Origin of the sequence: Amycolatopsis magusensis, assembly GCF_017875555.1 — a bacterium.
Taxonomy (GTDB): domain Bacteria; phylum Actinomycetota; class Actinomycetes; order Mycobacteriales; family Pseudonocardiaceae; genus Amycolatopsis; species Amycolatopsis magusensis.
Window position 1 is genome coordinate 9,368,124 of sequence record NZ_JAGGMS010000001.1, and the last position, 16,031, is coordinate 9,384,154.

17 protein-coding genes and 1 tRNA gene are annotated in these 16,031 nt (G+C 70.7%); 8 read left to right on the forward strand and 10 right to left on the reverse strand.

The window, feature by feature from the left end:
- Positions 1-7 precede the first annotated feature (7 nt).
- Both JOM49_RS42320 and JOM49_RS42325 read left to right on the forward strand, forming a co-directional pair.
- On the forward strand, positions 8-1,090 hold the full coding sequence (locus JOM49_RS42320; RefSeq protein ID WP_209672292.1) for a helix-turn-helix domain-containing protein: 1,083 nt from the start codon (positions 8-10) through the stop codon (positions 1,088-1,090).
- Positions 1,087-1,626 carry a PIN domain-containing protein gene (locus JOM49_RS42325; RefSeq protein ID WP_209670481.1) on the forward strand — a complete coding sequence of 180 codons (540 nt, stop codon included), beginning with the start codon at positions 1,087-1,089 and terminating at the stop codon, positions 1,624-1,626. The genes JOM49_RS42320 and JOM49_RS42325 overlap by 4 nt, the downstream gene beginning before the upstream one ends.
- A gap of 492 nt (positions 1,627-2,118) precedes the next feature.
- On the opposite strand, the gene JOM49_RS42330 is transcribed toward JOM49_RS42325, so the two are convergent.
- The 6 genes from JOM49_RS42330 to JOM49_RS42355 all read right to left on the reverse strand — a co-directional run bounded on the left by JOM49_RS42330 (position 2,119) and on the right by JOM49_RS42355 (position 5,577).
- Positions 2,119-2,191 (reverse strand) — tRNA-Ala (locus JOM49_RS42330).
- A 75-nt stretch (positions 2,192-2,266) separates the two neighbouring features.
- Positions 2,267-2,785, reverse strand: a complete 519-nt coding sequence (locus tag JOM49_RS42335) for a YbaB/EbfC family nucleoid-associated protein (RefSeq protein ID WP_209670483.1) — start codon at positions 2,783-2,785, stop codon at positions 2,267-2,269.
- A gap of 8 nt (positions 2,786-2,793) precedes the next feature.
- Positions 2,794-3,159, reverse strand: coding sequence for a YbaB/EbfC family nucleoid-associated protein (locus JOM49_RS42340; protein ID WP_282771360.1), 366 nt, complete (start codon positions 3,157-3,159; stop codon positions 2,794-2,796).
- Positions 3,160-3,199: 40 nt separating this feature from the next.
- Positions 3,200-4,312, reverse strand: a complete 1,113-nt coding sequence (locus JOM49_RS42345; RefSeq protein ID WP_282771358.1) for an NlpC/P60 family protein — start codon at positions 4,310-4,312, stop codon at positions 3,200-3,202.
- Positions 4,309-4,650 carry a hypothetical protein gene (locus tag JOM49_RS42350; RefSeq protein WP_209670485.1) on the reverse strand — a complete coding sequence of 114 codons (342 nt, stop codon included), beginning with the start codon at positions 4,648-4,650 and terminating at the stop codon, positions 4,309-4,311. The genes JOM49_RS42345 and JOM49_RS42350 overlap by 4 nt, the downstream gene beginning before the upstream one ends.
- Before the next feature lie 111 nt (positions 4,651-4,761).
- Positions 4,762-5,577 (reverse strand): DsbA family protein, encoded by an 816-nt coding sequence (locus JOM49_RS42355; RefSeq protein ID WP_209670487.1) that lies wholly within the window; start codon positions 5,575-5,577, stop codon positions 4,762-4,764.
- 85 nt (positions 5,578-5,662) lie between these two features.
- On the opposite strand from JOM49_RS42355, the gene JOM49_RS42360 reads away from it, so the two are divergent.
- Both JOM49_RS42360 and hrpB read left to right on the forward strand, forming a co-directional pair.
- A complete protein-coding gene (locus JOM49_RS42360) occupies positions 5,663-6,502 on the forward strand; it encodes a glutamate ABC transporter substrate-binding protein (protein ID WP_209670490.1) in 840 nt (279 codons plus the stop codon).
- Positions 6,499-8,862: an ATP-dependent helicase HrpB gene (gene hrpB / locus JOM49_RS42365; RefSeq protein ID WP_209670492.1), complete on the forward strand. Its 2,364-nt coding sequence runs from the start codon at positions 6,499-6,501 to the stop codon at positions 8,860-8,862. Before JOM49_RS42360 ends, hrpB begins: the two co-directional genes overlap by 4 nt.
- Here the strand turns inward: hrpB and JOM49_RS42370 are convergent.
- Positions 8,859-9,662, reverse strand: a complete 804-nt coding sequence (locus JOM49_RS42370; RefSeq protein WP_209670494.1) for an ion transporter — start codon at positions 9,660-9,662, stop codon at positions 8,859-8,861. The two genes, hrpB and JOM49_RS42370, sit on opposite strands and share 4 nt — an antisense overlap.
- Before the next feature lie 139 nt (positions 9,663-9,801).
- Between JOM49_RS42370 and JOM49_RS42375 the strand changes: the two genes are divergently transcribed.
- The 3 genes from JOM49_RS42375 to JOM49_RS42385 are packed head-to-tail and all read left to right on the forward strand — an operon-like array spanning position 9,802 to position 12,028.
- Positions 9,802-10,713: an ATP-binding cassette domain-containing protein gene (locus tag JOM49_RS42375; protein WP_209670496.1), complete on the forward strand. Its 912-nt coding sequence runs from the start codon at positions 9,802-9,804 to the stop codon at positions 10,711-10,713.
- The gene (locus tag JOM49_RS42380; protein WP_209670498.1) at positions 10,710-11,285 is read left to right on the forward strand and encodes a phosphatase PAP2 family protein; all 576 of its coding nucleotides are present in this window, start codon (positions 10,710-10,712) and stop codon (positions 11,283-11,285) included. The genes JOM49_RS42375 and JOM49_RS42380 overlap by 4 nt, the downstream gene beginning before the upstream one ends.
- On the forward strand, positions 11,282-12,028 hold the full coding sequence (locus JOM49_RS42385; RefSeq protein ID WP_209670501.1) for an ABC transporter permease: 747 nt from the start codon (positions 11,282-11,284) through the stop codon (positions 12,026-12,028). The genes JOM49_RS42380 and JOM49_RS42385 overlap by 4 nt, the downstream gene beginning before the upstream one ends.
- 67 nt (positions 12,029-12,095) lie before the next feature.
- Here JOM49_RS42385 and JOM49_RS42390 read toward each other — a convergent pair whose 3' ends face one another.
- The gene (locus JOM49_RS42390) at positions 12,096-12,647 is read right to left on the reverse strand and encodes a TetR/AcrR family transcriptional regulator (protein WP_209670503.1); all 552 of its coding nucleotides are present in this window, start codon (positions 12,645-12,647) and stop codon (positions 12,096-12,098) included.
- Between the two features lie 58 nt (positions 12,648-12,705).
- Here JOM49_RS42390 and JOM49_RS42395 point away from each other — a divergent pair, with 58 nt between their 5' ends.
- Positions 12,706-13,830, forward strand: a complete 1,125-nt coding sequence (locus tag JOM49_RS42395) for an FAD-dependent monooxygenase (RefSeq protein WP_209670505.1) — start codon at positions 12,706-12,708, stop codon at positions 13,828-13,830.
- Here the strand turns inward: JOM49_RS42395 and JOM49_RS42400 are convergent.
- Together JOM49_RS42400 and JOM49_RS42405 are read right to left on the reverse strand one after the other, a co-directional pair.
- Positions 13,803-14,456: a response regulator gene (locus JOM49_RS42400; protein WP_209670507.1), complete on the reverse strand. Its 654-nt coding sequence runs from the start codon at positions 14,454-14,456 to the stop codon at positions 13,803-13,805. The two genes, JOM49_RS42395 and JOM49_RS42400, sit on opposite strands and share 28 nt — an antisense overlap.
- Positions 14,453-16,021, reverse strand: a complete 1,569-nt coding sequence (locus JOM49_RS42405) for a sensor histidine kinase (RefSeq protein WP_209670509.1) — start codon at positions 16,019-16,021, stop codon at positions 14,453-14,455. Before JOM49_RS42405 ends, JOM49_RS42400 begins: the two co-directional genes overlap by 4 nt.
- Positions 16,022-16,031 lie beyond the last annotated feature (10 nt).

Genomic DNA, 16,031 nt, shown 5'->3' on the forward strand with positions numbered 1-16,031 from the left:
CGAGCGTGTGTTGAGCCTGATCGAGGCTTCCGGGCTGACTCGCCGCGAGTTCGGCCAGCAGGTCGGCCTCGACGAGTCGAAGATGTCCAAATCGCTCAGCGGCGCCCGCCGCTTCTCCTCCGTCGACCTCGCCCGGATCGCCGACCTGTGCAAAGTGACAGTGGACTGGCTGATCACCGGCGAGGAACCGCCACTGGCCCTCGCGGCCCGAACCACCAGCGGCAAGGCAGGCATTGCCCTGACCGCCGCGAAGCGGTATAGCACGCTTCGCACGGACGTCGCGCCCCTTGGCTATCCGCAGCCATGGCAGGCAAGGGGTCAAGGTCTCGCCGAGGGCGGATACGCCGAGCAGGGCCGGTCGTTGGCCCGTGACGCTCTGACTCGGGTCAAGGGTGCCGGGCACTCGATTGCCACTGGCAACCTGGTGACACTTGTCGAGGAGGTCTTTGGCGTCGACGTGGCTGTTGTCGAACTGGGCACAGGATTCGACGGCCTCGCGGCGTCGTCTGAGCACGTCAAGCTGGTCGTGCTGGCCACCTCGCATGTACCGGCCCGGCAGCGCTTCACGCTCGCCCACGAACTCGGCCACCTGCTCGCTGGTGACGACCAGGACATCCACCTGGACCGGGACGTCTACGACAAGGCCCAGTCGAAAGACCCCAGCGAAATGCGCGCCAACGCGTTCGCCGCCTCCTTCCTCATGCCCGAGGAACTGTTGCGAATCAGACTCGGCTCGGCTGGCCTTAACGAACATTCCTTCGCAGCACTGGCGTGCGACCTGATGGTGACCCCGTCGGCACTCGCCTATCGCCTGCTCCACCTACGACTGATCGACGCGGGCACCTGCGACCGTTACAAAGCCATCACCGCTTCCAGGGCCGCGAGCATGGCCGCCCGCGGTGAGGAGTTCGCCCAACGGGTCACTCAAGCCAGCACACCGCGCCCACCTGGTCTCCTGGTCCGGGATACCTACGCGGCGTACGAAGCCGGCGCCGCCACTCTCCGTCCCTACGCCAACCTGCTCGAAGTTGACGTCGACGAACTCAGACAGGCACTTGAGTCCGAACACGGAACTCCCGATGCCCCATGACCGAGTTCCTGTTTCCGGACAACACAGTCCTGTGCAACTTCGCCTCGGTAAACCGGCTCGACCTGCTCAACTCGGTGCTCGACAGACACGGCCGGTGGACTGAGGCTGTCGCCTACGAGGCGACCAGATCTGCGCGTGTCCTGCCGGACCTCGGCCAACTGGCAGGCGGCGATTGGCTCGGCGAGCCGATCGAGATCGACGACGAGTCCGAGATCCAGCAGATCAACGCCATCCGCCGGGCCGTTTTCGGCGGCACAGATGACGAGCCGTTGAAGCACCTTGGCGAAGCCCAGACCTGCTTCGTGATCCTCAAGCGGAGCGAGTTCGCTGGCTCATGGTGGATATCGGACGACCGGGAGGCCCTGCGCTACGCACGCCTACAGGGAATCACCACACGCGAAACGATCGACCTGGTCAGCATCGCCGTCATCAATGGCGACATCGGCACACAGGAGGGTTTCGGCCTCATGCAGAAGATGGCCGACCAGGGCCGATACCTCCGACTTCCCAGTTCGGCCGCAGACCTTCGCCGCTGACCAGCCGCGTCTGGCCCGACCACAGTCGACAACGAGGGTGCGTCAGCCGAACCGGGCACAGTCCACCTGCGAAGCTCTCGCAGGAAGAGACATCCGAACGCTGCGAGATTACCCTCAATTATAGATTCAGATCAGCGTCAGCAGCTTCGCTGACGAACAGCAAGATCGTTTGTCGCCGCCCGTAGCAAAGAACCGTCGCAACAGGGTGGTGACTTCTCATGGCCAAGCCAAAGAAGCGGCAACACAAGCCCCGAACCCACGTGTCGAAGATCCGGATTCACGGTGTGCGGCACGATCCACCAGACGCGCACACGATCGCCAAGGTCCTCGTTGAGATCGCAAGAAGCCTGGATCATGACCCAGGCAGCCCTACCAAAGTTCTAGTAAGCGACCCAACGTGCCGCGACCAAACCCCCGACACAGATGAACCCCCTGCGAGCGCCTGACCTGGGATTTCCAAGCGCTCAGGGGGTTCATTTTCAAACTCATGTGTGGAGCTAAGGGGACTCGAACCCCTGACCCCCTCACTGCCAGTGAGGTGCGCTACCAGCTGCGCCATAGCCCCGGAGCGGAGGTGAACTCCGCATCTCGTGTGTCTATAAGGTACATGACCACCGAGTGCGGCCTCAAAGGGGGGTCCCTATCGGTCCGACCTGAGGGACGCGGGGTCGAAGGAGTACAGGTCGTCGTCCTCTTCGATGCGCGGGCGGCGGGGTGGGGGCTGGTTGGCGGCCTCCTGGGCCAGGCGCTGTTCACGCCGGCGCTGGAACTCTTCGACGGTCAGGCCGTTGTCGTCGTTCTCCGCGCGCGCCGGGGCGGGGAGGCCGGAGATCTGTTCGATCATCGCGGTCACGTCCTCCCCGAGCAGCAGGGCGACCTTGTTGTAGCTGTCCTGCACGGCTTCGCGCTGGGCCACGTCGGCGACCTCGACGATCAGCGAGCCGAGCCGGTCGGCGTCCCAGTTCACCGCGGACGGGGCCAGCCAGAGGGCCAGCAGCTTCCCGTGGGCGTCCACCGTCACCTCAACGGTGTTGTCCAGGTCGTGCGCGGTGCCCTTCGCCTGGGCCATCATGCTCTCGACCTGCGAGATCGCCTCGGAACGGGCGCGGGTCTGCTCGATCAGCTGCCGCGTGGTCTGGGTGATGGGCACCTGCTCCATCGGTCCGCTCACCTTCCGTAACCGTCTTCGTCGTCGGGCAGGGGCTCGTAGCCCATCGACCGCAGCTGGCCGTCGCCGAGCGCGGGCGCCAGCGTCTGGTACATCCGGTCGCCCGCGCGCCGGGTGGCCTGGTTCGACAGCTCGACGATCTGCCTGGCGATCACCTCGGGCGCGCTGCGCAGCGCGTACGGGGTCAGCTTCACGCTCTTCAGCTTGCCCCCGGGCAGCACTTCGACGCCGATCGCGCCGTCGCTGGTCTGGGCCCGGCCGGTGATCGGCCCGCTGCGCTCGAACTGCGCCCGCGCCCGCTCCCCCGCCCGGTCCATCTCCTGCGCCAGCCGGTCGGCCTCCCGGCCGATGTCGAACTCCGCCACTCGCGGCCTCCCCAAAGTGTCCCCAAGCCAGACGTGCAGATTAGCCCGTCGGCCGGTAGAAGCCGACGAAGGACTGCCCGGCGTTGGTCGTCCGGATGGGACCGGTCTGCACCGGGTCACCGGCCTCGATCATCTGCCCGTTGCCGATCACCATCGCCACGTGCCCGGACCAGACCACCAGGTCGCCCGGCAGCAGCTGGTCGATCGAGGGCACCTCGGCCCCCACGGTCTGCGTCTTGGCGATCCGCGGGATCTCCAGCCCGGCCTCGCCGTAGGAGGTCATGGTCAGCCCGCTGCAGTCCAGGCCGACACCCGGCGAGGTGCCACCCCACACGTACGGCACGCCCAGGTTCGACAGCGCCGCGCGGACCGCCTTGGCGGCCGTCTCGTTGGGCGCCTGGACCGTGCTGCCGTCGGGCAGGTTGACCGCGACACCGGTGCCCGGCTGCGGCGGGATCGCCACCGGCAGGCGCGGCTTGCTGACCGCGCCGCCACCACCGCCGCCTCCCCCACCGCCGCCGCCACCGCGGCGGCTGCCCTGGGCGTTGAACGAAGACCCGACCTGCGTGCCGCCGCCGGTGTCCCCGGACGAGGACGACGACGGGGCCGGCGCGGGTGCCAGCTTGGTCGCGGTCTGGGTGAGCTGCCCCTCGGCGTTGGACGCCACCGTCGCCGACTCGCCGTTGAGGCGGTCGACCTCGGCGATCATCTTCTTCATGATGTCGGCCGCGGCGGCGTTGCCCTCGCCGTTGGGCCGGGCGCGCTCGATCGCGATCTTCTTCATCGCGTCGTTGATCACCTTGATGATCTCTTCGCGCAGCTGCTTGTTCTGGATGTCGGCGACGTCGAGGATCTCCGCCGCCTCGGCGACCGCCTTCTCGATCTCGGCGCTCTCCTGGAGCAGGTCGTCGACCTCTTTCTCCAGGTTCACCGAGGTCTCGGTGGCGGTGTCGGTGGTCGTGCCCGAACTGTTCGCCGCGAGGTTGTTCCGCTGCGCCGAGACGTTGCCGCGCACGCCGTCCAGCGAAGTGCGCAGCGCCACCTGCCCGTCCTGGGCGGCGCTGATGCCCGCGCTGTTGCGGACCATCTTCTGCTCGAACTGCGTGTTGGTGTCCAGGCCGGTCCTGAGCACCTGCTCGGTTTCGTAGGTCACGGCAGGTCCTTGCCGATCGTCCGCATGATGTCCCCCTGGTCGCCCTCGACCACCTGGTAGTTGACCGCGGTCTGGCGGGCCGCGTCACCCATCTGCTGCCACTGCCCGCCGAGCCGGGCCACGCGCTCCTGGACGCCGCGCATCCGGCTCGCGTAAGCACCGGAGAACCCGGTTTCCTGCCCCAGCGCGGAGAACCCGTCGCCGTCGACGTCCGCGTGCGGGTCGAGGTGCTTCGCCCCCGCGCCGCGGATGTCCTCGCCGGCCGGATCGATCCGGCGGGCGTAGTCCTCGTAGGCGCCTTCGCCGACGTAGAAGCCCTGGTGTGGTGTGCCGTTCACGGATGCCCTCCTCGTACCTGGAGTGCGACGCCGCCCAGCACGGAACGGTTCCCCACGAGCACTCCGCGCTCAGCCTAGACCACCCGATTTGCTCGTTGGGGCGAAATCACCTCACGCGGCGGGCGCCCCGGAAAGCAGCTTGGTGAGCCATTCCGGGTCGCTCGTGCTCACCGGCTTGCCGTCCGCGGTGACCGTCGGCGTGCCGAAGCCCTTGTTGCCGTCCGGGAACTCCTGGTGCAGCGCGGGGTCCTCGGTGACCCGCGTCAGCTCGGCGTCCAGCTGCTGGTTGTAGGTGCCGCCCTCGACGCAGGCCGGGAAGGCCGGATCGCTGATGCCGACCCCGCGGCCCAGCGCGGTCAGCTGCGCCTTGTCCCAGGCGCGCTTGCCCTCCTCGGGCTGCGCGGCGAACAGGCTGTCGTGGAAGGGGGTGAACACCCCGGAGTCGGCGGCGCAGAGGCCCGCGTTCGCCGAATCGAGCGAGTAGCCCTCCGGGTCGCTACGTGCGCTCAGCATCGGGATCATGTGTGTGCGCAGGAGCACGGTGCCCGCCGCGACCTGCTCCTCGATCTGCTTGCCGAACCGCTTGTGGAACTCGCCGCAGGCGGGGCAGAGGAAGTCCGCGTAGACGTCGAGCGTCACCCTGGCCTCCGGCTTCCCCGAGACGACCACCAGCCCGTCACGTCGTTCGGGCCAGGCGGGCGCGCCCTGCGCGACGGCCGCGATCGTTTGCCCCTCGGTCTTGTTCTTGTCGGCCTGGTACCAGACGATGCCGCCGGTCACGGCCGCCGCAAGGAGCACCACCGCGACGATGATGCCGACCGTCCGCTTGTCCACACCGCGCGCCGCCGGCTTGGCGGCCGGCTTGGCCGCCTGCTGCCGCATCTGCTCCTGCCGCCGCTTGCGCGCGGTGCGCTCCGCTCCACCCACTTGCTCAGTTCCTTTCCGACCCGCGTGCCCCGAGCCTTAGGCTAATCAGACGACCTGAGAAAGCCGTGAGGTCAGGAGGACGCGGATGCGCGGCAGGCGGGTACTCGCCACGCTGGCCGCGCTCGGGCTGACCATGATCAACACCGCCGCCTGCACGCCCACCGCCACCGACGCCGACTCACTGGTCAAGCGCGCCGACGCCCGCGGCCACCTGACCATCGGCACCCGCTTCGACCAGCCTGGCATCTCCCAGCGCACGCTCGACGGGCGGCTGGTCGGGTTCGACGTGGACGTGGCCACCTACGTGGCGAAGGAGCTGGGCGTGGCGCCCGGCGACATCACCTGGCGCGAGACGGCGACCTCGTCCAGGGAGGCCGACCTCGCGTCCAACTCCGTCGACCTGGTGGTGGCCACCTATTCGATCACCGAGAAGCGCCGCCAGCAGGTCACCTTCGCCGGCCCGTACTTCGAAACCGGGCAGGACCTGCTGGTCCGCACCCAGTCGACGGACATCACCGGGCCGGAGTCGCTGAACGGCAAGCGGCTCTGCTCGACCACGAACACCACCTCCGCCGAGCAGGTCCGCGACCGGTTCGCGCGGCAGACCGAGCTGGTCGAGTACCCGCGGTACCCGGAGTGCGTCAGCGCGCTGCTGGCCGGTCAGGTCGACGCGGTGACCACGGACGGGGTGATCCTGGCCGGGTACGCGGCCCAGCAGCCCGAGCTGCTCCGGGTGGTCGGCACGCAGTTCGCGCCCGAGCACTACGGCATCGGCCTGCGCAAGGGCGACACCGAGGCGCAGCGCGCGGTCAACGACGCCCTCCGCAAGATGATCAGCAGTGGTGAGTGGACGCGGGCCTTCAACGCCAACATCGGCCCGTCCGGGTACCCGCTGCCCACGCCACCCCAGGTCACCGAGCAGTGAGCGCGGAACTCCCGGTCACCGCCATCCTCGGTGACCTCGGCGAGGCGCTGGCCGCGCACGGTGCCGCGGTGCTGGTCGCGCCGCCGGGCACGGGCAAGACCACGCTGGTGCCGCCGTCGCTGGCCGAAGGCACCGAGGGCCGGGTCGTGGTCGCCGAGCCGCGGCGGCTCGCCGCCAGGGCCGCGGCCGCGCGGATGGCGTCCCTGCTCGGCGAGCCCGTCGGGGAGACGGTCGGGTACTCGGTGCGCGGCGATCGGAAGGTGTCGAAGCGCACCCGGATCGAGGTCGTCACCTCGGGCCTGCTGGTGCGCCGCCTGCAGCACGACCCGGAACTGCCCGGTGTGTCCACCGTGCTGCTGGACGAGTGCCACGAACGCCACCTCGACGCCGACCTGCTGCTCGCGCTGCTCCTGGACGTCCGTGCCGGACTGCGGGACGACCTGCGGCTGCTCGCCACGTCGGCCACCGTCGCCGCCGATCGCCTGGCCACGCTGCTCGGCGGCCCGGTGCTCACCGCGCACGCCCGCACCTTCCCCATCGAGCACGTCTACGCCCCGCCTTCGCGCAACGAGCGCATCGAGGCGTGCGTCGCCCGGACGATCCACAAGGCACTGTCCGAAGCGGACGGTGACGTGCTGGCGTTCCTGCCGGGTGCCGCCGAGATCGGCCGGGTGTCGAACATGCTGTCCGGGGTCGAGGTGTTCCCGTTGCACGGGCGCCTGTCCGCCGCGCAGCAGGACGCCGCGTTGCGGCCGGGGAAGCACCGCCGGGTGGTGCTGGCGACGGCCGTCGCCGAATCGAGCCTGACCGTGCCCGGCGTGCGGATCGTGGTGGACTCCGGCCTGGCCAGGGTGCCGCGGGTCGACCACCGCCGCGGCCTGCCAGGGCTGGCGACCGTGCGCGTGTCCGCCGCGGTGGCCGATCAGCGTGCCGGCCGCGCCGGGCGTGAAGCACCCGGCCGGGTCTACCGCTGCTGGGCCCAGCACGAGCAGGCCTCGCTGCCCGCCTACCCCGAGCCCGAGATCCGCACGGCCGAGCTCGCCCGGCTCGCCCTCGAACTGGCCTGCTGGTCCACTCCGGACGGCAGCGGGCTCGCGTGGTGGGACCCGCCGGGCGAGGGCGCGCTCGCCGCCGGGCAGGCGGTCCTGCGCGCGCTCGGCGCCACGGACGACGGCGGCGAGGTCACCGAACGCGGGCGCCGGATGGCCGCGCTCGGCCTGCACCCGCGGCTGGCCAGGGCGCTGCTGGACGGCGCGCGGCAGGTCGGGGCGCGTTCGGCGGCCGAGGTGGTCGCCCTGCTGGACAACGGCGCCTCGCTGACCGATGTGGACGCCGAACTGCGCCGCCTGCGTGACACCGGCGACCAGCGCTGGCGCCGCGAAGCGCAACGGCTCGCGAAGCTGGTCGACGGCGGTCCCGAGAAGCCGGACTCCGCGCTGGTGGTGGCGCTCGCGCACCCCGAACGGCTGGCTCGCCGCCGGGCGGCCGGAACGCCGGTCTACCTGATGGCCGGTGGCACGGCCGCCGAACTCGGCCCCGGCAGCGGGCTCACCGACGCCGAGTGGCTGGCGATCGGCGAGGCGACCAGGGATCCCGGGCGCACCAACGGGATCATCCGGCTCGCCGCCCGCGCCGACGCCGAACTGGCCGAGACCGCCGGTGCGCACCTGCTGTCCGAAGCGGACGAGGTGCACTGGTCCGGCGGTGACCTGGTGGCCCGCCGGGTGCGCCGCCTCGGCGCGATCGTGCTCAGCGAACGCCCGCTGCGTGACCCCGACCCGGCGATGGTGGAAGAAGCCGTGCGGGACGGCTTGCGGCGTGAAGGACTCGGCCTGCTCAAGTGGACCGAGGACGCCACCCGGTTGCGCCAGCGGCTGGGCTTCCTGCACCGCGCCGTCGGGGAACCGTGGCCCGACCTCACCGACGAGGCAATACTGTCCACAGTGGACCTGTCGCGGGTGCGGAAACGCGCCGACCTGGCCAAGATCGACGCCGGAACGGCTTTGCGCGCGCTGTTGCCATGGCCCGAAGCCGCCAAGCTGGACGACCTCGCGCCCGACCGGCTCGAAGTGCCGTCCGGTTCGAAGATCCGCGTCGACTACCGCGACGAACCGGTGCTCGCGGTCAAACTGCAGGAGACCTTCGGCTGGCGCGAGACGCCGAAACTGGCCGGTGTGCCGGTCGTGCTGCACCTGCTTTCCCCGGCGGGTCGTCCCGCCGCGGTGACCGCCGACCTGGAATCGTTCTGGCGCAACGGTTATCACGCCGTACGGGCCGACCTGCGCGGCCGCTACCCGCGGCACCCGTGGCCGGAGGACCCGATGACCGCGCAACCCACCCGGCGGGTCAAACCGCGTTAAAGCCGCTCGTGCAACCCGTGCGGAGGCGCGGGCAGTTCCTTCGCGAGTTCCTCGTCGTCGCCGCCTTCTTCGTGCAGGCCCAGCTGCACCGCCTTGCGGATCTGCTCGCGGTTCTCCCGCACCACGTGCGCGAAGAAGTCGTCGATGCGCGGATCGGTGAGCACTTCGAGGGTGATCCGCATGACCGTGTCCACCACCGAGCGCACGATCTCGTCGTGGAACGGCAACCGCGAGAAGCGCCCGGCCTGCGGGTCCGCCTTCATCTTCTCGGTGACGATCTGCCGCAGCATCTCGCGGTTCTGCCCGAGCGACTGGGCCAGGTTGTGCGGGTAGTTCCCGGTTTCGAGCACCTTGACCACCTCGTCCAGCACGGCGATGGTGATCGGTTTCTTGATCGCCAGCACGATCGGCCTGGACAGCCGTTCCACCAGCCGCTGGGTGAACTTCTCGCCGAACGCGCGGTCGGCGGTCCGCGCCAGGCGCACCAGCACCACGATGATCCGCAGCAGCCGGAACCCGCGCAGGGCCGGGTGGGCGACCGGGATCATGCCCAGCACCTCGTACCAGTTGCGCAGCGGGAACCAGCGTTCCCAGCCCGCCTTGCGCCAGCGCCAGAGGAACTCGATCGCGAACACCCCGCAGATGCAGGTGTCGATCACGAAGATGGTGTGCGCGGTCCGCGCGGAGTGCGGCCAGAACATCACGTAGACCAGCAACCCGACCGAGACGATCGCCAGCACGAGCATGGCCAGGTCCACCGGGGCGACCCGGCGCCGCCGGGTCGTGCCGCTCGCTGTCATGGCCGCATTCTGCCTGCCCGCCCGCCGCGCCGCCGCACGAACCCTGCCGAAAGTAGGGGTCGATCCCTGCCGTGCGCCCACTGCCCCGGCCCCGGTCACCGGGCCAGGCTCGGTGCCGGACAAGGGAACTGGAGGGCACATGATCACGCTTCGCGGCCTGACGAAGCGCTACGGCGAAAAAACCGTTGTGGACGGGCTGAGCCTGGACGTGGCGGCGGGCCGGGTGACCGGCTTCCTCGGCCCGAACGGCGCCGGGAAGTCCACCACCATGCGCATGGTGCTGGGGCTCGACCACCCGAGCGGCGGCCACGCGCTGGTGAACGGCAAGCCGTACCGCGAACTGCGCCATCCCCTGCGGGAGGTCGGCGCGCTGCTCGACGCCAAGGCGCTGCACCCCGGCCGGACGGCTCGGTGGCACCTGCTGGCGATGGCCCGCAGCAACGCCATCCCGGACCGGCGGGTGACCGAAGTGCTGGCCACCGTGGGGCTGGACGAGGTGGCGGACAAGCGCGCGGGCACCTTCTCACTCGGCATGGGCCAGCGGCTCGGCATCGCGGGCGCGCTGCTCGGCGACCCCGGCGTGCTGATGTTCGACGAGCCGGTGAACGGGCTCGATCCCGACGGGGTGCGCTGGGTGCGCCAGCTGATGCGCTCGCTGGCCGACGAAGGCCGCACGGTCTTCGTGTCCAGCCACCTGATGAGCGAAATGCAGCTGACCGCGCACGAGCTGGTGGTGATCGGCAAGGGGAAGCTGCTGGCGAACGCGCCGGTGGCGGAGTTCATCGCGGGCAACTCGCGTGCCGAGGTGGTGGTGCGGGTGCCGCGCCAGGCCGACCGGCGGCTGCTGGCGCGGCGGCTGCACGCCGATGGACTGTCCATTGAGGACGATGGCGTGGAGCTGGTGGTGCACGGCGCGCCGGTGCAGCGGATCGGCGAGCTGGCGCACGAACTCGGGGTGCTGCTGCACGGCCTGGCCGAACGCACGGCCTCCCTCGAACAGGCGTACATGGAGCTGACCGCGGGGTCGGTCGAATTCGGGGTGCACGCGTGAGCTGGAGCGACGCGCTCTACGACCTGATCACCGGCGTCGCCGCGGACACGCCGTGGCTGCTCCAGGAGCTCTTCGAACTCGGCACCAACGGCGCCATCCTCGCGTTGCTGGGGCTCGCGGCCCTTCTCCTCTGGCGGGCCAGGGCGGACGCCCACGTGGTGGTGACGGTGTTGCTCACCGCGGTCGCGACGGTGACCGCCTACCTGCTCAGCGAGCTGCTGAAGGTGTTCGTCGCCCAGGACCGGCCGTGCCGGGGATCGGCGGTTTCCCTGGAGACTTGCCCGCCCGTGGGTGACTTCTCCTTCCCCAGCAACCACACGGTCATCGCCACCGCGATCGCCGTCGGCCTGCTGACGTTGTGGCGGCGCCACCCCGCCACCGCCGCGCTCGCGCTCCTGCTGGGCGCCTTCGCCGGGTTCTCCCGGGTCTTCGTCGGCGTCCACTACCCGCACGACGTGCTCGCCGGGATCGCGCTGGGCACGGCCGTCGCGCTCGCCGTCGTGGTCCCGTTCCGCGCGCTCGCCACCGAGCGCCTCACCGCCGTCCGCCAGTCGAGGAGGAGCCTCCGATGAACGCCGCCATCCACGCCGAATGGACGAAGTTCCACTCGGTGCGCTCTACCTGGTGGAGCGTGGCCACCGCCGCACTGCTGATGATCGGGTACGCCGGGCTGGCCGGGTTGACCGTCCGGCTCGGCGGGGAGCAACTGTCCGCGCAGGACGCGGTCATCGGCGGCACCTTCTACCTGGGGCAGTTCGCCTTGGTCACGCTGGCCACGCTGGTCATCACCAGCGAATACGCCACCGGCGCGATCCGCTCGACCCTGCAGTGGGTGCCGCGGCGGGGCGGGGTGCTGCTGGCCAAGGCAGCCGTGCTGGCGCCGGTCTCGTTCGCGCTGGGGGCCTTGTGCGCGGCCATCGGGGCGGGGATCGCGATCCCGTTGATCAGCGGTGCCGGGGTGCCGACCTCGTTCGGTGGCGCGCTCCAGACCACGCTGGCCACGGGTGGGTACTTCGCGCTGCTGAGCCTGTTCTGCCTGGGCGTCGGCACGGCCCTGCGCAGCACCGCCGGGTCCATCACGGTGGTCACGCTGCTCCTGCTGATGGTGCCGATCCTGATCGGCGGCCTCGGCCTGCACGACGTGGTGCACTTCTTCCCCGGCATGGCCGGCACGAACGCGATGACCAGCGGCACCAGCCCGATCGTCGGTTCGCCCGCGCCCTACCCACCTTGGCTGGGCCTGCCGATCTGCGCCGTCTGGTCAGCCGCCGCCCTCCACCTCGGCCACACCCTGCTGCGCCGGCGCGACGCCTAGCCCCCGTCGAATGCTATGAGTGGGGCATTACTTGCAATGAACGCTAGTAATGCCCCACTCCTAGCATTCAGCCTAGGAGCGTGCGCAGGAGTTCGGCGGTCGACAGCTCCAGTTCGGCGAGGGTGGGCGGGGTGGCGGCGCCGGTGCCGGCGAGCGAGTCGAACATGACGCCTTCGCACCAGGCCATCACCAGGCGGGCATGGCGGTCGGGCTCGGGGGAGCCGAGGGCCGCCATGCTCGCTTTGAGCTGGGTCCGGTACGTGGCGCCGATCCGGTCGTAGATCTCCCGCAGCACCGGCCGCCGCGTGGCTTCCAGCGCGAATTCGTACCGCGCCAGCGTGCGCGTGCGGCCCGTGGTGATCGACGCGTGCAGGAAGGCCGCGGTCAGCTTCGCCACCGACGCGGTGTCCTGGACCTGCGGCAACTCGCCCTCGTCCAGCTCGGCCATCCGGGTCAGTGCCAGTTCCAGCAGCGCTTCGCGGGTCCGCGCGTAGTACGAGGTGGACCCGGCCGGCAGCGCGGCCGCGGTGTCCACCGCGCGGTGGGTCAGCCCGCGCATGCCGTGTTCGGCCAGCACCTCGATCGCCGCGTCCCCGAGCACCGCCAGGCGGTCCGCCATCACCACTCCCCTCTATAGGTGTAGAGTCGCTGTCACTACAGACGTAGAGGAGTAGACCATGCGGGGCTCAGCGGTGGTGGCCGGTGGTGGGATCGGCGGGCTCGCGGCGGCGATCGGCCTGCGCAAAGCGGGGTGGCGGGTGCGGGTGCTCGAACGCGCTCCCGGGTTCACCGCGGTCGGGGCCGGGATCAGCCTCTGGCCGAACGCGCTGCGGGCGCTGACCGAACTCGGCGTCGAACTGGGCCCGCTACGGACTCCGCAGACCTCCGGTGGCCTGCTCGACGAACACGGCCGCTGGCTGACGCGCTGGGACGCGGCCGTGTTCGAACGCAGCCTCGGCAGCCCGATGGTCGGCATCCACCGCGCCCGCCTGCTCGACCTGCTGCTCGCCGCCTTGCCGGACGACTGCCTGGAGCCGGGCACCACCGTCGGCTCGGCCGCCGAACTGGACGCGGACCTGGTGGTGGCCGCGGACGGCATCCACAGCCGCCTTCGCGCCGAGCTCCACCCCGGCCATCCCGAACCGGTCTACAGCGGGACGACGGCCTTCCGCGGCGTGACCACCCGCACCGACGACGTCCAGCTCGGCGTGACCATGGGGCCGGGCGTCGAACTGGGCGTCGTCCCGCTCGCCGGTGGGGACGTGTACTGGTACGCCGCGGTGAGCGCCCCGGAACACACCACTGTGGACGATCCGAAGGCGTACCTGCTCGAGAAGTTCGCCGGGTGGCGGTCGAAGGTGCCGGAGCTGGTGGCCCGCACCGAGCACGTGCTGCACCACGACATCCACTGGCTGGCCACCCCGCTGCCGTCGTACGTCCGCGGCAACGTGGCACTGCTCGGCGACGCCGCCCACGCGATGCCCCCGTTCCTCGGCCAGGGCGGCTGTCAGTCCATTGAGGACGCCGTAGTGCTGGCCGCGGCCGCCGCGCGGTACGACGACGTGGACTCCGTCCTCGCGCACTACGACCGCGAACGGCGGCCACGCAGCCAGCGCATCGCCCGCAACTCCGCGAGGATGGGCAAGTTCGGGCAGCAGCTGGAGAACCCGCTGGCGGTCAGGGCACGCAACTCACTGATCCGGCTGCTCCCGGCCGGGCTGAGCGTGCGCGGCTCGATCCGGATGTCCGACTGGACGCCGCCACGCATCGGGGCTCAGTCGCCGACCAGCCCGGCTTCGTAGGCGACGATCGCCGCCTGCACCCGGTTCTTCGCCCCCAGGCGGCTCAGGATCGTGCTCACGTACGCCTTGACCGTGCCCTCCACCACGAACAGCCGGCTCGCGATGTCCGCATTGGACAGTCCGGAACCGACCAGCGCCAGCACTTCCCGCTCGCGGTCGGTCAGCGTGGCGATCTGCTCACGCGCGGCGGCCGAGCGCGAAAGGCGTTCACCGGACAGCTGGGCGATCACCCGGTGGGCCACCTTCGGCGACAGGAACGCGGCGCCGTCGGCCACCGCCCGCACCCCGGCGACCAGCTCACGCGGATCACCGGACTTCAGCAGGAACCCGCCCGCCCCGGCGGCCAGCGCCCGGCCGATGTACTCGTCCTCGGAGAACGTGGTCAGCATGATCACCGCGGTGTCCGGGGTGAGCCGGCGGATCTCCTCGGCGGCGGACAGGCCGTCGAGGTTCGGCATGCGGATGTCCAGCAGTGCCACGTCGGGCCGCACCTCCCGCACCCGCTCGACCGCCTCCCGGCCGTCGGACGCTTCGGCCACCACCTCGATCCGCTCGTCCGAGGCGAGGATCGCGGCCACCCCGGCCCTGATCATCGGCTCGTCGTCGGCCACCAGTACCCGGATCAACTCTGCCCCTCCGCATCCACGACCAAATCCTTGCCCACCAGCTTGCCGTCACGGAAACACAGCCGGTACAGGTGGTCGCTGAACTCCAGCAGGTTCTCGTCGGTGCTGTAGTACTCGCACACCGCGCCCGCCGGGATCGACGGCTCCGGCAGCTTCGCGCGGTACTGCTTCTGCCGCGACGGCAGCACCGGCGCCAGGTCGGCCCGCTCCTGCCCGAGCTCCATGCGCAGGAACGCGGTGGCGTCGAGCTTCGAGGTGAACCAGTCGTGGGTGTAGAAGGTCGCGCTCAGCCCGCTGAACATGGCCAGCAGCGAAACCGGCACCCCGAGGCCCACCAGCAGCGTGCGGTTCGCCTTGCGGCGCCCCAGATCCAGGGCGTGGGCGGCACCGGAGCGTTCGGCTTCGGTCGCCGTGCTCTCCGCCGTGGGCGCGGCGTCGTGCGGCAGCCGCGCGCGCACTTCGAACCCGCGTGGACCGGGTCCGGCTTCGAGCGTGCCGCCGACCAGCCGCACCCGCTCCCGCAAGCCGGTCAAGCCGCGACGGCCACCCGGCCTGCCCGGCAACGGGCCCGCCGGTGGCGGGTCGTTGCGCACGGACACCACGGTTTCGCCGTCGGTGTGGCTGACGCGGACCTCGGCCGCGGCCCCCGGCGCGTGCTTGGCCACATTGGTCAGCGCCTCCTGCACCACGCGGTAGGCGGCGCGGTCCACCATCGGCGGCACGTCCTGCGCCTGCGCCAGGTCGGCGTCGATGTGCAGCCCGGACGCCCTGGCCCGCGCCACGAGTGCCCCGATGTCTTCGCCGACCGGCTCCATCGGCGCGGTGGCGTCCTCACGCAGCACGCCGATGATCGCGTGGAGCCGTTCGGTGGCCATGCCCGCGCTCTGCCGCAGTTCTCCGACCTCGGCCCGCCGCTTCTCCGGCAGTTCGGGCGCCATTTCCAGGGCACCGGCCCGCAACGCGAGCAGGCTCAGCTCGTGACCGAGCGAATCGTGCATGTCCGCGGCGATCCGCGCGCGCTCACGCAGCCGGGCTTCCTCGGCGACGATCCGCTGCTGGGTTTCCAGTTGCTCGGCCCGCTCCCAGCCGTTGCGCACCAGGTCCTCGCGCAGCCGGAAGTACCGGCCCATCTGCCAGGTGAACCCCGCGGCACAGCCCATGGTGGCCACCGTCGCGCCCCACCCGGCCAGCACCTCGTCGCTGATCAGCACCGACGCCGGCAGGATGGCCAGCGCGACGCCGCCGAAGACCAGCAGCGACGGCCGGACCTCGGTGACCCGGCGTCCGGCGAAGAACCCGACCACCAGCATCAGCAGGATCGGCCACAACGGCACCCGGCCGCCGAAGTTGAACTGCACGGTCACGCTCGACGCGCAGGCCACGGCCAGTGCGAGCAGCGGGAACCGCCAGACCGCCGCCATCGCCACGCTGATCGCCAGCAGCCCGCAGACCAGCTCGGCCGGGATGGCCGCGGTCCGGCTCTCGTAGGTCACCAGCACGCACAGCGAAATCCAGACGAACAAGTCGCGCAGCCGCTGCCACCTGCCGCGTTTCTCGTCGTGCACGCCGCGAACG

Excerpts from the sequence above, each read along its gene's own strand:
- JOM49_RS42325 (WP_209670481.1), top strand. The coding sequence starts at position 1,087 with ATGACCGAGTTCCTGTTTCCGGACAACACAGTCCTGTGCAACTTCGCC.
- JOM49_RS42335 (WP_209670483.1), bottom strand. The coding sequence starts at position 2,785 with ATGGAGCAGGTGCCCATCACCCAGACCACGCGGCAGCTGATCGAGCAG.
- JOM49_RS42360 (WP_209670490.1), top strand. The coding sequence starts at position 5,663 with ATGCGCGGCAGGCGGGTACTCGCCACGCTGGCCGCGCTCGGGCTGACC.
- JOM49_RS42370 (WP_209670494.1), bottom strand. The coding sequence starts at position 9,662 with ATGACAGCGAGCGGCACGACCCGGCGGCGCCGGGTCGCCCCGGTGGAC.
- JOM49_RS42375 (WP_209670496.1), top strand. The coding sequence starts at position 9,802 with ATGATCACGCTTCGCGGCCTGACGAAGCGCTACGGCGAAAAAACCGTT.
- JOM49_RS42385 (WP_209670501.1), top strand. The coding sequence starts at position 11,282 with ATGAACGCCGCCATCCACGCCGAATGGACGAAGTTCCACTCGGTGCGC.
- JOM49_RS42390 (WP_209670503.1), bottom strand. The coding sequence starts at position 12,647 with ATGGCGGACCGCCTGGCGGTGCTCGGGGACGCGGCGATCGAGGTGCTG.
- JOM49_RS42395 (WP_209670505.1), top strand. The coding sequence starts at position 12,706 with ATGCGGGGCTCAGCGGTGGTGGCCGGTGGTGGGATCGGCGGGCTCGCG.